The organism is Brevundimonas sp. (assembly GCF_041648115.1).
In the GTDB taxonomy this organism is placed as follows: domain Bacteria; phylum Pseudomonadota; class Alphaproteobacteria; order Caulobacterales; family Caulobacteraceae; genus Brevundimonas.
In genome coordinates this window covers 1-13,700 of sequence record NZ_JBAZPR010000010.1, presented here as the reverse complement: position 1 = coordinate 13,700, position 13,700 = coordinate 1, and the positions used below count along the sequence as shown (strand labels likewise).

Here is a 13,700-nt window from a genome sequence, read left to right as displayed (position 1 = left end):
GGATCCGAAGACCATGAAACAGGCGCTGGAGCCGACTGCCGACGCCTCATGGGTCCTGAGTGACGATGGCTGTGATCCGCTCCGCGAGAGCGATCGCGCCACTCGGTTCGCGATCAGCAACGGGTTTCTCGGCGTACGAGCGTCCCAGACGGTCAATCGATCACCGCAGGGCGTCGGTTCACCGAACACCTATGTCGCCGGACTGTTCGATACGCCCGATGGCGACCGGGCAGTGCCTGAGTTGATCCCTGTCCCGAACGGGTTGCAGGTCCATATCAGCCTGCCTGGGGGGCCGCTTGTCCAGCATTTCGGCCCTGGTCCATCGCATGCGCTCACGCTCGATATGCGGCGAGGCCTTTTGCTTTCGGAATGCCGCCTGGTCGACGGATCCGCCGTGAGCGCCCGCCTTGTCCGGTTGAACCTGGTGTCACAGGACCGCAGATCCCTGGGATTGCAAATGCATCATTTGGAGGTTGAGCGCGGCGAGTCCGAGATGACGCTCGAAGCGTCCTTCGAAGGCCTCGATCGCGACCTCATGGCGGAGCGGCTCGACAACGAATTGGGCGTATGGCGCACCCGCCGTTCCGGCAAGCGCTTGGAAATCGCGGCAGCGGTGGCGTTGCGGATCGACGGCCTGGAGATGGCGCCGGTCGTGCTCGCCCCGTTCAAATGGTCGTGGACCTGGAAAAGCCGTCCCGGACAGATCATCTGCCTTGAGCGCATTATGGGGGTGGCGCGAAGCGCGGTTCCCGGTCCGGACGCCGGCGTCAAGGCTCTGAATGAACTCAAGGCCGGTCGAGATTTAGGGTGGCGAGACCTGCTCACACGGCATGAGACGGCCTGGGCACATCGTTGGTCGTCCAGCGACATCGACCTCAAAGGCGACGCCGCGGCGCAGAAGGCGCTTCGATTCGCCATCTACCATTTGAACAGCGCCGCCAACCCGGACGACCCGCGTGTCTCTATCGGCGCCAGGGCGCTGACAGGGGCCGACTATCGGGGGCACGTCTTCTGGGACACCGAGATCTTCCTCCTGCCCTTCTATATCGTGACCTGGCCGGAGGCGGCCCGGTCCCTGCTGATGTACCGGTTCCACACCCTGAACGGGGCGCGGGCAAAGGCTGCGGATCGAGGATGGCGCGGCGCGTTCTACGCCTGGGAGTCGACGGATACCGGTCTGGAGACCACGCCTGAGCAGGCGGTCGGTCCGGATCGACAAATCGTCGACATCCTTACCGGCGTGCAGGAGCAACACATCAGCGCCGACGTCGCCTATGCCGTCTGGCAATATTGGCAGGCGACAGGCGACGACGAATTCCTGATCGAGGCCGGGGCGGAAATACTGCTCGAGACCGCACGCTTCTGGGCCAGTCGGGCCCAGCCCGAAGCCGATGGCCTGCACCACATCCGCAACGTCATCGGCCCCGACGAGTATCACGAGAATATCGACGACAACGCGTTCACCAACGTCATGGCCCGTTGGAACATTCGCCGCGCGCTCGACGTCGCCGGCCTGCTGCGCCAAAGATGGCCCGATCGATGGTCAGCCCTGTCGAGCCACCTCGACCTGAACGAGGCCGAGCTGAAACGTTGGTCCGACGTCGCGGAGACGTTGGCGACGGGTCTGGATCCGGCCACCGGCCTGTACGAGCAGTTCGCGGGTTATTTCGATCTCGAGGACGTGGATCTATCGGCCTATGCGGGCCGCACCGTCCCAATGGACGTCATCCTCGGGCGTGAACGCACCCAGCAGTCGCAGGTGGTGAAACAGGCCGATGTCGTTGCCCTGCTGGCTTTGCTGCCTGGCGAATTCAACGCCGGCGCGGACCTGAAAAACTTCCGATACTACGAGCCCCGCTGCGGGCACGGCAGTTCTTTGAGCACGGCCATGCACGGCCTCGTGGCCGCGCGGCTGGGAGATGTCGAAAGGGCGCTCGACTATTTCCACAGGACTGCGGCGATCGATTTGATCGACACCAAGTCCGCGATCGGAGGGGGGGTCCACATCGCGGCTCAAGGCGGCCTCTGGATGATGTCGGTCTTTGGGTTCGCCGGACTGGCGCTACGGAGCGACGGACTCGCCCTCGCGCCGCAGCTGCCGGCGAGTTGGACCAGCCTGAGTTTCAGCCTCCAATGGCGCAACCGGAGCCTCGCGATCAGGATCGACCAGACCAACCGGACACTCGAGGTCTCGCTGGAATCCGGACTGCCGATGATCATCGCGGTTTACGGAGAACCCCACAGCGTCAGCCTCGACCAGGCCCTTGTCGCCGACATCAGGCAACCGGTTGAACCCGGTGATGGATGAGGTTGCCCACCGCCCAGTTCTGACATGGATCAATGCGCGAATTCGCCGGATAGCGTCATGGAGCCTGGGGTCGCTATCGGCCCGTCCCGTAAACCGGAACAGCAGATGTTTCTCAAAACCTACGTCAAGAGAGTCGTCCTGGTGGCGGCAAGCGCGACCGCAGCCCTTTTGTTGGCCGGGTGTGAAAACCAGGATCGGAATACTCGCCCGATCCTGTTTACAGCCGACGAACAGGGCCGATCGATTTCCGTCATCAATCCCGAGACAGGCCAGGTCGAGACGACCCGTATTGCCGTTTCCCCTCACAACGTTCAGGTCTCCAGCGACGGTCGATCCCTCTTTGCAGTCGGCGCCTCAGCACCTCAGGGCCCGGACGGAGAGGCTGAAATGGATGGACCGGGGCGCCTCCTCATCTTCGACGCGAGCGCCGTTTCAAAAGGCCCCAGCACGACTATCCCCGTCGGCAGGATGCCGGCGCATGTCGTCGTCGATGCGCGGAGCGAGCGGGCGTTTGTCACCAGCGCGGGAGACAACATGCTCACGGTCGTCGATCTCAAGTCGGGCTCAGTGGATCGCAACATCACTGTCGGGCGATCGCCCCACGGCCTGCGTATGAGCCCGGATGGTCGTACCCTCTATGTCGCCAATACTGGCGATGGGACGGTTTCCGTCGTCGACGCCGTCGATCTGGACGAAGTCGAGCGCATTCCAGTCGGCCGTGGCCCGGTCCAGGTCGCATTCACGCCGGATGGACGCTTCGGCTATGTGACCTTGCGAGATGAGAACGGCACGGCCGTGATCGACACCGCAAGCCGACGGGTGGTCGCCCGTATCCCGGTCGGACCCGGACCTATTCAGGTCTTCGCCTCACCTGACGGCCGGGAGGTCTATGTCGCCAACCAGGGGACAGAAGCGCGTCCAGGCAACACCGTCTCTGTGATCGACACCGCCCGTCAAACTGTCGTCGCCACGATCGTCGCCGGCGCGGGCGCTCACGGCGTCGTGGTCGGCGGCAATGGCGACCGGGTCTATATCGCCAATAGTTTCGCCGACACGGTGTCCGTGCTCGATCCCCGGACCCGCCGGCTTGTCCGCACCATCCCGGTCGGAAGGGGGCCGGGCGGCATCAGCCTCGCCGAGGTCAACGACTGATTTCTCCTTCGGTCTCCACGCCACGGAACGAACCGCCGGCATCGAGCCGCCGTCGGCGGCACAGAGGCTGTGTGGCGTCGACGGAACCTTGCCCGCCACGACGTCTCGCGATCAGATGGCCAGATCCATATGCGCAAGCACCTGCTGTAACGCCCTCGCCGACGCGTTCAATGCCGCCGTCTCCGAGGGGGTGAGTGCCGGCGACAGAATGCGTTCGACCCCGCCTGCGCCAAGAATGCACGGCAGGCTGAGACAGACATCGGCGATACCGTATTGTCCGGTCAGCAGCGTCGAGACTGGCAGCACCGCCCTCTCATTGCGCAAGATCGCCTCGCATATCCGCACGATCGCGGTCGCCACCCCGAAGGATGTGTAGCCCTTGCCCTGGACAATTCGGTAGCCGGCGTCGCGCACCTCCGTGGCGATCTGGCCCTGGTCGAGTTCCTGCCCCGGCGGACAGAATTCGCTCAGCGGCAACCCTCCGACACGAACGGTCGAGAACGCTGCTACCTCGCTGTCGCCATGCTCGCCCAGAACAAGCCCGTCGATGGACCCGGGCGTGACCTGCAGGCTCTCGGCGAGCGTCTGTTTGAGACGGCTCGTGTCGAGCAGTGTTCCCGTGCCGATGACCTTTGCCGACGCAAAGCCCGAGCGACGCAGCGCCATTAGCGTCATCACGTCCACCGGGTTGGCGGCGACAAGGATGATCCCCGCGAACCCGGCCTGGACCAGCTCTCCGACGCAGGTCGTGACGATCATGGCGCTTTGGGACGCTACGGACAGGCGACTTTCCGAGCCGTGCGTCGCCGCCCCTGCGGTAATGACAGCAATCCGGGCTGTTGCCGCGTCGGCGTAGCTTCCGGCCCAGATGCGCGCGGGCCTGGCGAGCGCGTTCGCATCGGAGAGGTCGGCCGCCTCAGCCTCGGCCAGCGCCAAATCGCTGTCGATCAGCACAATCTCCTCGAACAGGGCTCGAAGCATCAGGGCATATGCGGCCGTCGCCCCGACGTGGCCTGCGCCAACGATCACAATCCGTTCGTGTTCGATCATCGGGTCTTCCTTTCGACCGGCGCGGCTGGAGCCGCCCGCACCGCGCCGCCTCCCCGGCCAGCGTCGCTGACCGAAAAACATTCTGATCGGCTTCGGCCTTGACCGCTGCCGCTTCTGATTGCCCGGGAAACACGGGGATCGGCCTGAATACTCGCCAGCTTTGACAGCGCGCGCACTCACCCAATCGAGCTCGAAACCCTAATGGTTTGTGAGCCCGGGCCGGATCAGGCCGGACGACCCAGAGGGGCCGGCCGGCCCCGCATCCCGGTCACGGCTTCGAATGGTTCTGTACGTCCTGAAGATAGACAATCAGATCCGCGATTTCGTCGCTTTCCAGAGTGATTTGGGGCATCTCCGGATGGCCGTTCGTAATGCCTTCGGCAAAAGCTTCCTGAAGGTCCGCCACCGGATAACGGGTCCCCAAGTGCCGCAGCGGCGGCGCGGCGGCGCTCGGACTCTCCCCCGTGGGTCCGACGGAGTGGCAGGCTGCACAGCGGCTTTCTACAAGCGCCTTCCCCCGAGCGATGGAGGCGAAATCCAGCGTTTCCACCGGATAGTATCGCGCTGCTTCCGCAGTGCGTGATGCTTCACGATAGACAGGATCGGTCGTACATCCCGTCAACAAGAACAATCCGGTGATCGCGATTAGACGCAAGACTTCCGCTCCATGAGGTTGTGCTCAAAGCGCCTCTTTCGGCGCGGCCGTCATTGATCGAGATCAAAGCCATCGGGATGCGGTGCAGTAGCACACCTTGCCCAGGTCGTAGCGGTTCGCCCTGAGCCAGAGAGCCTCCCGACCGGTATGAGCGCGGTCTCGACATACAGCTGAAGCCAGCTTCCTGTCCTTGTCCCATGACGTCGATCAAGACCGCGCGAGCGCCACCGCCTCAATGATGATCGGTTCGATGAGGTCGTTGAGATCCGAGCCGGGCTATCCGCCGTCGGTTAGAGCCGCACCAGCGATTTCCCACCCCCGGCCGGATGTGCGGCGGGTTCGCCCGCGCTGTTCTGAGGACGGCTCGACTTGCGCTGAACCCCCGTGTCCGGTCATCTGAAGCGATGGGCAAATACGATCCGCTTCGAGACTATCTCCGCAGACAGAAGACGGATGAGCTCGAACTCTCCTTCGTCGAGATGGAACGCAAGATCGGCTATATGCTGCCCAAGAGCGCGAGCCTGCCGCAGTGGTGGGCCAGCACGGCCGATCCGGCCACGACCCAAATTCAGCGTCGGGCCTGGGGCGACGCCGGCTTCGACGCCCTTCTGATCGCTGGGGCTGACCGTGTGCGTTTCAATCGGGTCAAAGCCCCACATCCCGCGCATTAACCGCCAAAATCGAACGCCGTCTGGTTTTCCGCAACGGCGGCTTTCCGTTTTCGACGGGTCTTGGCGCCTGGATCCGGGTCAATCACGGCCTCTGGTCGAGCGGCTCCCTTTGCCTGTTCCTGGATTCGCCTGATCTGTGGCGGTTCGACCGGTTCGACCGGTTCCTGCGCCGATACTACGGCCCGCGGCTCCGGCAGACGCCGGGGCGTCCTTGCTCGTCTCCATGCCAGCAACTCGCTCTGCCACCAGCCGACCCGGTTGCGAGAGACCTGGACGCAGGCCGGGAAGTCTCCGCTCTTCTGCATGCGCCAAACCGTCGTCCGGCTCAGACCACAGATCACCCTGACCTGCGACCAGGGCAGGATCCTGTCTTCCAACGCGTCGAACGGAGGCGGCTCGCTCACAGGGTCCATGACACCGCCTCGTCCGCCCGGCGCTCCAGAACCTCGGCCAGCAACCGGGCGTCTCGCGCCGCGTCGACCGGATCGCGGACCTCCCAGGTTTTAAGAACGTCCTTGAGGGCGAAGCTGACTGCGGGGTCGATCAACAGATCCGCCACCGTGGGCGCCCACTCGGTCCTGAACCCTTCGAAACACATCTCAGCCATGACGCCGCCCCCGTGCCGCCGGCGGTGCAGACGCTCGCAGGTCACTGACCTGGTCCAGAGCCCAGGCGCGAAGCACGCCACGCGGATAATAGGGCCTATGCCGAACGTGGAGACAGGGAGGGCCATTGCCCCCAGTGGACCACAGCCGTGCGAGGGTCTCGGGCTTCATGCGGATACCGAACTGTATCAGGAAGGCGGACGCTTCCTTGCGGGTCAGCAGGTCCTCATCGGTCGCCCCTGTCGGCGAGATGACCGGTACCGATGCCGGGGTCATCGGCTCGGCTCCCGCACCCGACAGTCCCGGGAATTGCGGGCGCCCCTCCCGGCCGAGAGCGCGAGGTAGCAGTCAACGGCTGCGGCGACGTAGGCCTGGGTCTCTGCAATATTCGGAATGCGGCCGAGCCTGGCGACACGATCCGGCCCAGAATTATATGCGGCGAACGCAAGCCTGACGTCCCCGAAGCGGAGCAATTGCCGGGCCAGATAATCCGCCCCACCATTCAGGTTCTCGACCGGATCAAACCGGTCTCTGACGGCGAGATCGGCGGCGGTTCCCGGCATCAACTGGGTCAGGCCGCCAGCGCCGACGGGAGACACGGCATCGACCCTATAGGCGGATTCCACAATCACCAGGGCATGGAGCATCTTGGGGTCGATCCCATGGCGCTCGGCGGCGGCGGCGATCGCCTCCATGAAGGGTTGGGACAGGGGCGGCAGTCTAGGTGTGAGGTCGACGACGCCCGCCACGTCCGACACAGGCTGCGCGGTGGGACGGCCGAACAGATCGCCACCGGCGTTGCGCCAGTCGACCGTTTGAGCGGCGGCGTTACCCGCTGCAAACACCAGGGCCGCTGCGGCCACGAGGGTTCTCACCATGTCAGTGTCTCCCGAAACACCCCCTCCAGGTCTCGGGTTCGGACGGGGCCAAAATAGCGACTGTCGAAACTCCCCGGCGTGTCGCCGAGCAGGAAGAGCTCGTCCGGCGCCAGCCGACGGCATCCGGTCCAGCCGGGCAGATCCATTCCGCGCCGGTCTTGATCCAAAACGGGAACCACCCTGTCAGGAGTCCGAACCACGGCGCCCACTCGGCAAACCTGATCGCCGCCGACCGCAGCCACCCGTTTGATCAGCAGGACCTCGTCCGGCATGCCGAGCGCGCCCAGATAGCGCCGGGCGATCGGGGGTTGGGGCAGAGCGACCATCGCGCCACTCTCCACCGCGCCGCCAGGCTGTCGCAGATAGAGGCCACGCGGGACGCTGGGGCTCTCGTTGACCAAAGCCAGGGCTGGCGTCTGCTCGGCGATCAGGGCGCCCAGGGTGAGGAAGAAGACTGTGACGCCGAGCACGGCCCAGCGGTTTCCAGTATCGAGAGGTGTCCAGGTCATGGCCGGTACGGCTCCAGGATCAGGTCGCGGGTGATCATCACGCGGACCGGAGCGCCTGCGCGCAGACGGATCGACGGCCGGACGTCCAGCTCCCGGTCCACGAGCCGCCCCCCGACCTGGGAGCCCTCGATGGCGGCGGCGTCCCCGGCGTCGCCGAGCAGGCCGCCTGAACCCTCGCCATCGCCGTCGCGTGCGATCTGACCGAGGGTGGTGATCGCGCCAGCGAACAGGGTTCCGATCAGGAGGGGGAATAGCCGCCGGTCGACCTGGCCCCGAACCCCGACCGCGCCTTGCGCGTCAACGCCGGGCTCGCCGGTGAGCACCAGGCTCTTGCCGTTGGGCAGGATCAGCCGGTCCCAGGTCAGGAAGGCGCGTCGGTCGCCATAGGCGCTCTCGCCCTCATGACGGCCGATAAGCCGGGTCCCCTGGGGCAGGACGAGATGGCGGCCGCTGACGGTGTCATAGACGTTCTGCGAGACCGTCGCGACGACCGGCCCGGCGCGCGCGGTGTCCACCCCGGTCAACAGGACCGCAGGAATGATCGCGCCCGCCTTCAGCTCATAGTGCGACAGCGGCGCCGTCAGGGTGTGGCCATTATAGGTGGCGCCGACGTCCGCAGCGCCCGAACGGGCGCCGGCTGTCGCTGGACCCGCCCCGGCATGCGCGGCAGGACCGGCCCCGGTTGACGACCCCTCGAAGAACAAGCCCGATCGCGCCGCCTGTTCGCCCGGACTGGGCCCGGTCGCCCGGGTCGTCCGCGATGGCGCATAATCGGCGCTGTACCGGCCCGGCGCGGGCGACGGCGGAGGGACACCAGGCTTAGCCGTCTCTGCCTCGGCTCCAGTGCGCGGCTCGGGCAGCCGGTCATAGGTCGCGGGCTGGTCGGTGACCGCTTCGGAGGGTCGAACGGAGCCCCGGGCCTGCTCTTCCCGGCCCTCGACGGCGCGGAGCCGGGCGCTGTCGCGCAGTTCCGGCTGGACGACGAAGGCCCAGGCCAGGGAGCCGGAGACGAGGATCACGCCGCCGATCACGATCGTCTGGACGACCGACTTGCGCAGCCGGGTGACCGGCGGCCGCGGCGCCCGCATCGACAGGCCGGGCGGCGGCGCCTTTGCCGCGCTGGTCAGGTCGGGCCTGACCTCAGGGCCGACGCCGGACCCTGCCGAGGAAGCGACGTCGTCGGGATTGTGGGGGCTATCCTGGAACGAGGTCATCGGGCGGGTCCCTGGAGGCGGCGGATACGAACGGTCTGGGGGCGACGATCGCCGAGCCTGAGCTCGGCGCGATCGAAGACGCGATCGACGATGAACAGACCTAACTGCTCCCGGGGTGCGTGGGCCAACGCTGAGCGCACATAGGCTATAAGGCATGACCAGGACGATACGACGGGACGTCGGCAAGCTTCCGACCGGGCCAGACGGACGCTCAACTGCTGCAGTAGTTTGAGGTCGGTGATCGTGGTCGCGTTCAGTGAAGCGGCCCGGGCGAGTTCCGGCGGGTCGGCAGCGACGACGGCTGCCACCGAGCCGAAGACCTTCAGCAAAGTCTCAACGGCCCGGGGAATGTCACGCTGTGGCAAGGTGCGTGTCATCAGCAGGGAGAGTAGGGACGCGTCGTCCAACTCCGGCTGAAGGGCTCCCGGTAGATCAAAAAGCGACGCCGAGAGACGATCGGAGGGCTGGGGCGTCGATGAGGGCAAGGGTCGCATCACGGGCTCCTGGACTGTTCCACCCCCGCTCGGGGCGGCCGCCTCCGCCCTTCCTTTTTCTCCGGTTCACTGTTGGCAAGGTACGCCGCGGGCGTCAGGTTGGCTCCTGAAATGGCTCCTCATGCTCGCCGGCCACGCCTCGTTTCTGGCCAGACGTCTCGAAGTGGCGGGACGCCGAGACCCTCGAAGTCCGCCCCATCTTTTTTCTGGTCACCCTCAGGAATGGCCTGATCTTCCTGTTTGCGATCCCGATCTTCGAGCTGCTCGAACATGCCCAGACGAGCGGCTGGATCCAGACGGTGTTCACACTGCCCTGAGCCAGGCGCCGCGAACTTGCTGGACCGCCTAAAACCAAAAAGCCGCTTGGCTGGTGGACGGGGCTTCGCACCAGAGTTGCTAAGCTCACCGCCAGGATCCGCGCCTGCTGACACGACAGGAAGGCCTCGAGCGGTCTCCTATCCCGGCTGCGCTCCGGCGGTTGCCGCCGAAAGAGCCCGGGCCTCGCTGCGGATGCGCACCCACATCATCGCTGCGTTGAGAAGGCTGAATATGATCGCATAGCCGACCAGTCCGAAGGCCAGCGGCAGGACCGCGATCTCGAGGGCGACCACGACATAGTTGGGATGGGAGACGAAGCGATAAGGCCCCCGAGTGACCAGCGGCGCGCCTGGCAAGGTGATGATCCGGGTCGTCCAGCGGGAACCGAGAGTGGCGATCACCCAGACCCGGCCTGCCTGGAGCAGAACGAAGACGGCGAGCAGGGCAAGGTTGACCGGCCTGTCCCACGCGAACGCCCACAGTCCCAGAAGCCAGGCCCCGTGCAGGAGGACGATGAAGACGTAGTGGTCCGCGCCCGTCTCGACGGCGCCCTGGGCGCGCAGACGGTGAGTGTTATACTCGGCCAGAACCAGTTCCCCGAGCCGCTGCGCGGTCACCAGGGCGAGGACGACGATGGACAACATCACGCCGCCGCCCTCAGGGTCACGGTGCTGAGGGTGAAACCTGGCCCCAGGGCGGTCACGACCGACCGGTTCGGCAGGCCCCGTCGTCTCGCCCGGTCGAGGACGTAGAGGACCGTCGGCGCGGACATGTTGCCGTGGTCGGCCAGAACCTCCCGTTCGTGATCCAGACTGCCCTGATCGAGGGACAGGGATCCCTCCAGGGCGTCGATGACCTTCATTCCGCCCGGGTGACAGATGAAACGATCAACATCCTCAAGCTCCAGGCCCTGGCGTTCGAGCATCCCGACCATCGCCGGTCGAAGGTTTTCGCGGGCGAACGGAGGAATGGCGCGGTCGAAGATCACGCCCAGACCGGTCGGGCCGACGCGCCAGCCCATGACGTCCAGACTTCCGGGCCAGGTGTGTTCGCCCGCCGCCTCGATCGAGGCGAAGCCCGCCTCGCCGCAGCGCACCACACAGGCGGCCGACCCGTCGCCGAACAGCGCCGTCGCAACAATGTCCGCCTTGGTCAGATCCTCCATCCGGAACGAAAGGGTGCAGAGCTCGACCACGACCACAAGGATCACGGCCCCCGGCGAGGCCTGGGCCAGCCTTCCCGCAAGGGCGAGGCCCGTCGCTCCGCCGGCGCAGCCGAGGCCGAAGACCGGGACCCGCGCTGCATCGGAGCGAAATCCCATCCGGGCCATGGCGCGGGCCTCAAGGCTGGGCGTGGCGATGCCCGTCGATGAGACCGTGATGACCACGTCGACATCGGAACCTTTCAGGCCTGCTTGATCGAGAGCCGCTTCCGCGGCTCTGGCCAACATGCCGACCGCGATGTCGAGATAGGCCTGGGTCCGTTCCGGCCAACTCCGTGGAGTGAGATACCAATCCAGGGGCATGGCCGATTGCCGCGTCCTGATCCCCGCAGTGTCGAACACGGGCAGCATCCGGTCGATTCCGGGAAACCGGTCTCTAAACAGCGCCTGAGCGACCCGGACCACGTCCGTCTGGGTCATGACATTCGGCGCGTTTGCGGTCGCGATGGAGAGAAGTTTGGCGGAAGCCGGCATCGAGGTTCGCTCCGGTCGGCATCGGTTGCGACCCGAACGCTAATCGCGCGAAAGCTTCAAGGTTCCAAAAAGGCTTACAGTACAGCTAGATAAGAACCGGCATCACTCGCAAAAGCACCCAGAAGCGGAAGCATAGCGTTCGAGGATGAAGCACGAAACAGCTCCCGAGATGGGCGGTCGGCGTGCCTCTCGACCAGTTCATTCTCGACCGCTATCTCGCCAGCGCCGGTCAGAATGAGACGTCGTCGGGTCTCAAACGCCGTAACCCGCAAGGTGGACCGGAGCGATGGCCACGGCCTCACGTCTCTTTTCACACCGTCGGTTTCGGTGTGAGGTTGGCTGAAAGCCTGGCGAGACGACGCGGCAGATCCCGTTCGATGGTTCTCTTCTGATAGGGACTAAGCTTGCGCCAGCCCGCTATCTCCGGGCGCGTTCGACCACAGCCTTCGCACTGACCCGAGCGGCCGTCGAAGGTGCAGATATCGATACAGGGCGTGCCGGTCATGAAGGAACTACCCGGCCAGGGCCACGACGGCCTGCCAGGTGAGAACCAGGCCGACGATGGCGATCAGCCCGCCTGAAAAATAGGGCGCTTTCCGCGCAAAAGCCGCGAAACCTCCCGACCAGCGCTTCTCCGCATGCCGCATCCCGATCGCCGCTGCGACACCGACGGTGACCATGGTCGCCGCCAATCCGATCGAAAAGCACAGGACGAGGGTCGCACCCAAGGCCACCTGCTTCAGCTGCAGGCAGAGCAGCAGGACGGTGATCGAGGCCGGGCACGGGATCAGGCCGCCTGTCAGGCCGAAGAGCATGATCTGCCAGGTGGTCACCTTGCGGTTGGCGAACCGTTTCTTGATGTCGTTGGCGTGGGCGCGTTCATGGGCGTCCTGGTGGCCGGGGTTTGAGACATCCAGGCCGCCGTGGTCATGACCATGCTCGTGATCGTGTTCGGCGAACTCGACGTCGAAGTCATGGGTGTGATTGCCGTGGCCCAGAACCAGCCGCGCCGTGAAGGCGTGGGGTTCGGGAATGACGTCAGCCGATTCGAGATAGCCGTCGCGTGTCTCGAAGTGGAATGTCTGGACGGAGCCGTCCGCGCGCGTGGTGGCGACCTTGATGTCGCCGGCCCTCGGGACAGGACCGTGATCGGGGGCAAACCGGAAGCGCGGCGGAATACCGTCCTCGAAGATACTCAGGCTGACGACGCCATGGCCCGTGTCGATCCAGCGCGTCTCGTCGTGGGTGTGGTCATGATCATGCTCGTTATGGACGGCGTTCTGCTCGCGCCATGTGGCCAACAGCATCCATGCGGCGACACCGAGGATGATCACGGCCGAGGCCAGTTGGAACCAGCCCTCCGAGGCTTCGATGTCGAAGAACTGACCGAAGTAAAGACCGGTCAGGGCGATCGCCCAGACGATGGCCGTGTGCGACAAGGTCGCCGAAAGCCCGAGCAATACCGCCTGCCAGACCGTCCCGCGCACGGCGACGATGAAGGCCGCCATCATGGTCTTGGAATGCCCCGGCTCAAGACCGTGAAGCGCCCCGAGAAGGAGGGCCGAGGGAATGAACAGCCAGGCATGGGCCGAGCCCTGCGCGAGCAGGTCCGCAAACGGAGTCATCGGCGTCTCACAGGTATTTGGTGATGTCTTTGAACTCGGCCATGGCCTGCCGCGCCTCAGCCGGATCGCCCTCCGCCGCATGGGCGAGGCAATGGTCGATGTGATCGTGGATCAGGGCCTTCTTGGCCGCCGCCACGGCCTTCTCGATTGCGTGAAGCTGCTGGGCGAGGTCGAGGCAGGTGCGGCCGCCCTCGATCATGGCGATGGTTTTCCGCAGATGTCCCTCGGCGCGTTTGAGCCGATTGACGATCTCGGGATGGGATTTATGGACGACGTGGGCCATAGCAAGATGCTATCCCCCCGGAGGGGATAAGGCTAGCCCCCTGGCTCGACCCGCAGGATGATCTTCGATGTTTTCCCCGCTCCGACATGCCGGTTATCGGCACCTGTTTACGGCTCAGGTCGCGGCCCTGCTCGGCACGGGCATGGCGACGGTGGCGCTGGGTCTGCTGGCGCATGATCTGGCCGGGGCCAATGCCGGCGAAGTCTTGGGGATGGCCCTGGCCATCAAGATGATCGCCTATA

17 protein-coding genes and 1 pseudogene are annotated in these 13,700 nt (G+C 65.4%); 4 read left to right on the top strand and 14 right to left on the bottom strand.

Going from position 1 to position 13,700, the window contains the following annotated elements:
• Window positions 1-13 precede the first annotated feature (13 nt).
• Window positions 14-2,308: a glycoside hydrolase family 65 protein gene (locus tag WC597_RS10300; RefSeq protein WP_372693231.1), complete on the top strand. Its 2,295-nt coding sequence runs from the start codon at window positions 14-16 to the stop codon at window positions 2,306-2,308.
• Window positions 2,309-2,332: 24 nt separating this feature from the next.
• Window positions 2,333-3,460 carry a beta-propeller fold lactonase family protein gene (locus WC597_RS10295; RefSeq protein WP_372693230.1) on the top strand — a complete coding sequence of 376 codons (1,128 nt, stop codon included), beginning with the start codon at window positions 2,333-2,335 and terminating at the stop codon, window positions 3,458-3,460.
• A 111-nt stretch (window positions 3,461-3,571) separates the two neighbouring features.
• Here WC597_RS10295 and WC597_RS10290 read toward each other — a convergent pair whose 3' ends face one another.
• Entirely contained in the window at window positions 3,572-4,510 is a 939-nt protein-coding gene (locus WC597_RS10290; RefSeq protein WP_372693229.1) for an L-lactate dehydrogenase, read from the bottom strand.
• A gap of 268 nt (window positions 4,511-4,778) precedes the next feature.
• Window positions 4,779-5,165 carry a cytochrome c gene (locus WC597_RS10285; RefSeq protein WP_287928198.1) on the bottom strand — a complete coding sequence of 129 codons (387 nt, stop codon included), beginning with the start codon at window positions 5,163-5,165 and terminating at the stop codon, window positions 4,779-4,781.
• Between the two features lie 404 nt (window positions 5,166-5,569).
• On the opposite strand from WC597_RS10285, the gene WC597_RS10280 reads away from it, so the two are divergent.
• On the top strand, window positions 5,570-5,836 hold the full coding sequence (locus tag WC597_RS10280) for a hypothetical protein (RefSeq protein WP_287928200.1): 267 nt from the start codon (window positions 5,570-5,572) through the stop codon (window positions 5,834-5,836).
• Here WC597_RS10280 and WC597_RS10275 read toward each other — a convergent pair.
• The 12 genes from WC597_RS10275 to WC597_RS10220 form a co-directional block, all read right to left on the bottom strand.
• On the bottom strand, window positions 5,833-6,249 hold the full coding sequence (locus WC597_RS10275; RefSeq protein WP_372693228.1) for a helix-turn-helix transcriptional regulator: 417 nt from the start codon (window positions 6,247-6,249) through the stop codon (window positions 5,833-5,835). The two genes, WC597_RS10280 and WC597_RS10275, sit on opposite strands and share 4 nt — an antisense overlap.
• Complete coding sequence (locus tag WC597_RS10270; RefSeq protein ID WP_287928202.1) at window positions 6,237-6,443, bottom strand: hypothetical protein; 207 nt, start codon at window positions 6,441-6,443, stop codon at window positions 6,237-6,239. Before WC597_RS10270 ends, WC597_RS10275 begins: the two co-directional genes overlap by 13 nt.
• Window positions 6,436-6,717 carry a hypothetical protein gene (locus tag WC597_RS10265; protein WP_372693227.1) on the bottom strand — a complete coding sequence of 94 codons (282 nt, stop codon included), beginning with the start codon at window positions 6,715-6,717 and terminating at the stop codon, window positions 6,436-6,438. The genes WC597_RS10270 and WC597_RS10265 overlap by 8 nt, the downstream gene beginning before the upstream one ends.
• Window positions 6,714-7,319 carry a lytic transglycosylase domain-containing protein gene (locus WC597_RS10260; RefSeq protein WP_287928203.1) on the bottom strand — a complete coding sequence of 202 codons (606 nt, stop codon included), beginning with the start codon at window positions 7,317-7,319 and terminating at the stop codon, window positions 6,714-6,716. Before WC597_RS10260 ends, WC597_RS10265 begins: the two co-directional genes overlap by 4 nt.
• A complete protein-coding gene (locus tag WC597_RS10255) occupies window positions 7,313-7,828 on the bottom strand; it encodes a S26 family signal peptidase (RefSeq protein WP_287928204.1) in 516 nt (171 codons plus the stop codon). Before WC597_RS10255 ends, WC597_RS10260 begins: the two co-directional genes overlap by 7 nt.
• The gene (locus tag WC597_RS10250) at window positions 7,825-9,042 is read right to left on the bottom strand and encodes a TrbI/VirB10 family protein (RefSeq protein WP_372693226.1); all 1,218 of its coding nucleotides are present in this window, start codon (window positions 9,040-9,042) and stop codon (window positions 7,825-7,827) included. The genes WC597_RS10255 and WC597_RS10250 overlap by 4 nt, the downstream gene beginning before the upstream one ends.
• Complete coding sequence (locus WC597_RS10245; protein WP_372693225.1) at window positions 9,039-9,536, bottom strand: hypothetical protein; 498 nt, start codon at window positions 9,534-9,536, stop codon at window positions 9,039-9,041. The genes WC597_RS10250 and WC597_RS10245 overlap by 4 nt, the downstream gene beginning before the upstream one ends.
• Window positions 9,537-9,991: 455 nt before the next feature.
• Window positions 9,992-10,498 carry an isoprenylcysteine carboxyl methyltransferase family protein gene (locus tag WC597_RS10240; RefSeq protein ID WP_245159367.1) on the bottom strand — a complete coding sequence of 169 codons (507 nt, stop codon included), beginning with the start codon at window positions 10,496-10,498 and terminating at the stop codon, window positions 9,992-9,994.
• Complete coding sequence (locus WC597_RS10235; RefSeq protein ID WP_372693224.1) at window positions 10,498-11,550, bottom strand: type III polyketide synthase; 1,053 nt, start codon at window positions 11,548-11,550, stop codon at window positions 10,498-10,500. Before WC597_RS10235 ends, WC597_RS10240 begins: the two co-directional genes overlap by 1 nt.
• 310 nt (window positions 11,551-11,860) lie before the next feature.
• Window positions 11,861-12,055: a DUF1289 domain-containing protein gene (locus WC597_RS10230; protein WP_135194134.1), complete on the bottom strand. Its 195-nt coding sequence runs from the start codon at window positions 12,053-12,055 to the stop codon at window positions 11,861-11,863.
• Window positions 12,056-12,062: 7 nt separating this feature from the next.
• Window positions 12,063-13,175 carry a nickel/cobalt efflux transporter gene (locus WC597_RS10225; protein ID WP_135194135.1) on the bottom strand — a complete coding sequence of 371 codons (1,113 nt, stop codon included), beginning with the start codon at window positions 13,173-13,175 and terminating at the stop codon, window positions 12,063-12,065.
• A 7-nt stretch (window positions 13,176-13,182) separates the two neighbouring features.
• The gene (locus WC597_RS10220; RefSeq protein WP_088582496.1) at window positions 13,183-13,458 is read right to left on the bottom strand and encodes a metal-sensing transcriptional repressor; all 276 of its coding nucleotides are present in this window, start codon (window positions 13,456-13,458) and stop codon (window positions 13,183-13,185) included.
• 67 nt (window positions 13,459-13,525) lie between these two features.
• Here WC597_RS10220 and WC597_RS10215 point away from each other — a divergent pair.
• A pseudogene (locus WC597_RS10215) lies at window positions 13,526-13,700 on the top strand (MFS transporter); the annotation flags it as partial.

Excerpts from the sequence above, each read along its gene's own strand:
- WC597_RS10300 (WP_372693231.1), top strand. The coding sequence starts at position 14 with ATGAAACAGGCGCTGGAGCCGACTGCCGACGCCTCATGGGTCCTGAGT.
- WC597_RS10235 (WP_372693224.1), bottom strand. The coding sequence starts at position 11,550 with ATGCCGGCTTCCGCCAAACTTCTCTCCATCGCGACCGCAAACGCGCCG.
- WC597_RS10240 (WP_245159367.1), bottom strand. The coding sequence starts at position 10,498 with ATGTTGTCCATCGTCGTCCTCGCCCTGGTGACCGCGCAGCGGCTCGGG.
- WC597_RS10290 (WP_372693229.1), bottom strand. The coding sequence starts at position 4,510 with ATGATCGAACACGAACGGATTGTGATCGTTGGCGCAGGCCACGTCGGG.
- WC597_RS10265 (WP_372693227.1), bottom strand. The coding sequence starts at position 6,717 with ATGACCCCGGCATCGGTACCGGTCATCTCGCCGACAGGGGCGACCGAT.
- WC597_RS10260 (WP_287928203.1), bottom strand. The coding sequence starts at position 7,319 with ATGGTGAGAACCCTCGTGGCCGCAGCGGCCCTGGTGTTTGCAGCGGGT.
- WC597_RS10230 (WP_135194134.1), bottom strand. The coding sequence starts at position 12,055 with ATGACCGGCACGCCCTGTATCGATATCTGCACCTTCGACGGCCGCTCG.
- WC597_RS10255 (WP_287928204.1), bottom strand. The coding sequence starts at position 7,828 with ATGACCTGGACACCTCTCGATACTGGAAACCGCTGGGCCGTGCTCGGC.
- WC597_RS10275 (WP_372693228.1), bottom strand. The coding sequence starts at position 6,249 with ATGGACCCTGTGAGCGAGCCGCCTCCGTTCGACGCGTTGGAAGACAGG.
- WC597_RS10270 (WP_287928202.1), bottom strand. The coding sequence starts at position 6,443 with ATGGCTGAGATGTGTTTCGAAGGGTTCAGGACCGAGTGGGCGCCCACG.
- WC597_RS10220 (WP_088582496.1), bottom strand. The coding sequence starts at position 13,458 with ATGGCCCACGTCGTCCATAAATCCCATCCCGAGATCGTCAATCGGCTC.
- WC597_RS10250 (WP_372693226.1), bottom strand. The coding sequence starts at position 9,042 with ATGACCTCGTTCCAGGATAGCCCCCACAATCCCGACGACGTCGCTTCC.
- WC597_RS10295 (WP_372693230.1), top strand. The coding sequence starts at position 2,333 with ATGGATCAATGCGCGAATTCGCCGGATAGCGTCATGGAGCCTGGGGTC.
- WC597_RS10280 (WP_287928200.1), top strand. The coding sequence starts at position 5,570 with ATGGGCAAATACGATCCGCTTCGAGACTATCTCCGCAGACAGAAGACG.
- WC597_RS10225 (WP_135194135.1), bottom strand. The coding sequence starts at position 13,175 with ATGACTCCGTTTGCGGACCTGCTCGCGCAGGGCTCGGCCCATGCCTGG.
- WC597_RS10245 (WP_372693225.1), bottom strand. The coding sequence starts at position 9,536 with ATGCGACCCTTGCCCTCATCGACGCCCCAGCCCTCCGATCGTCTCTCG.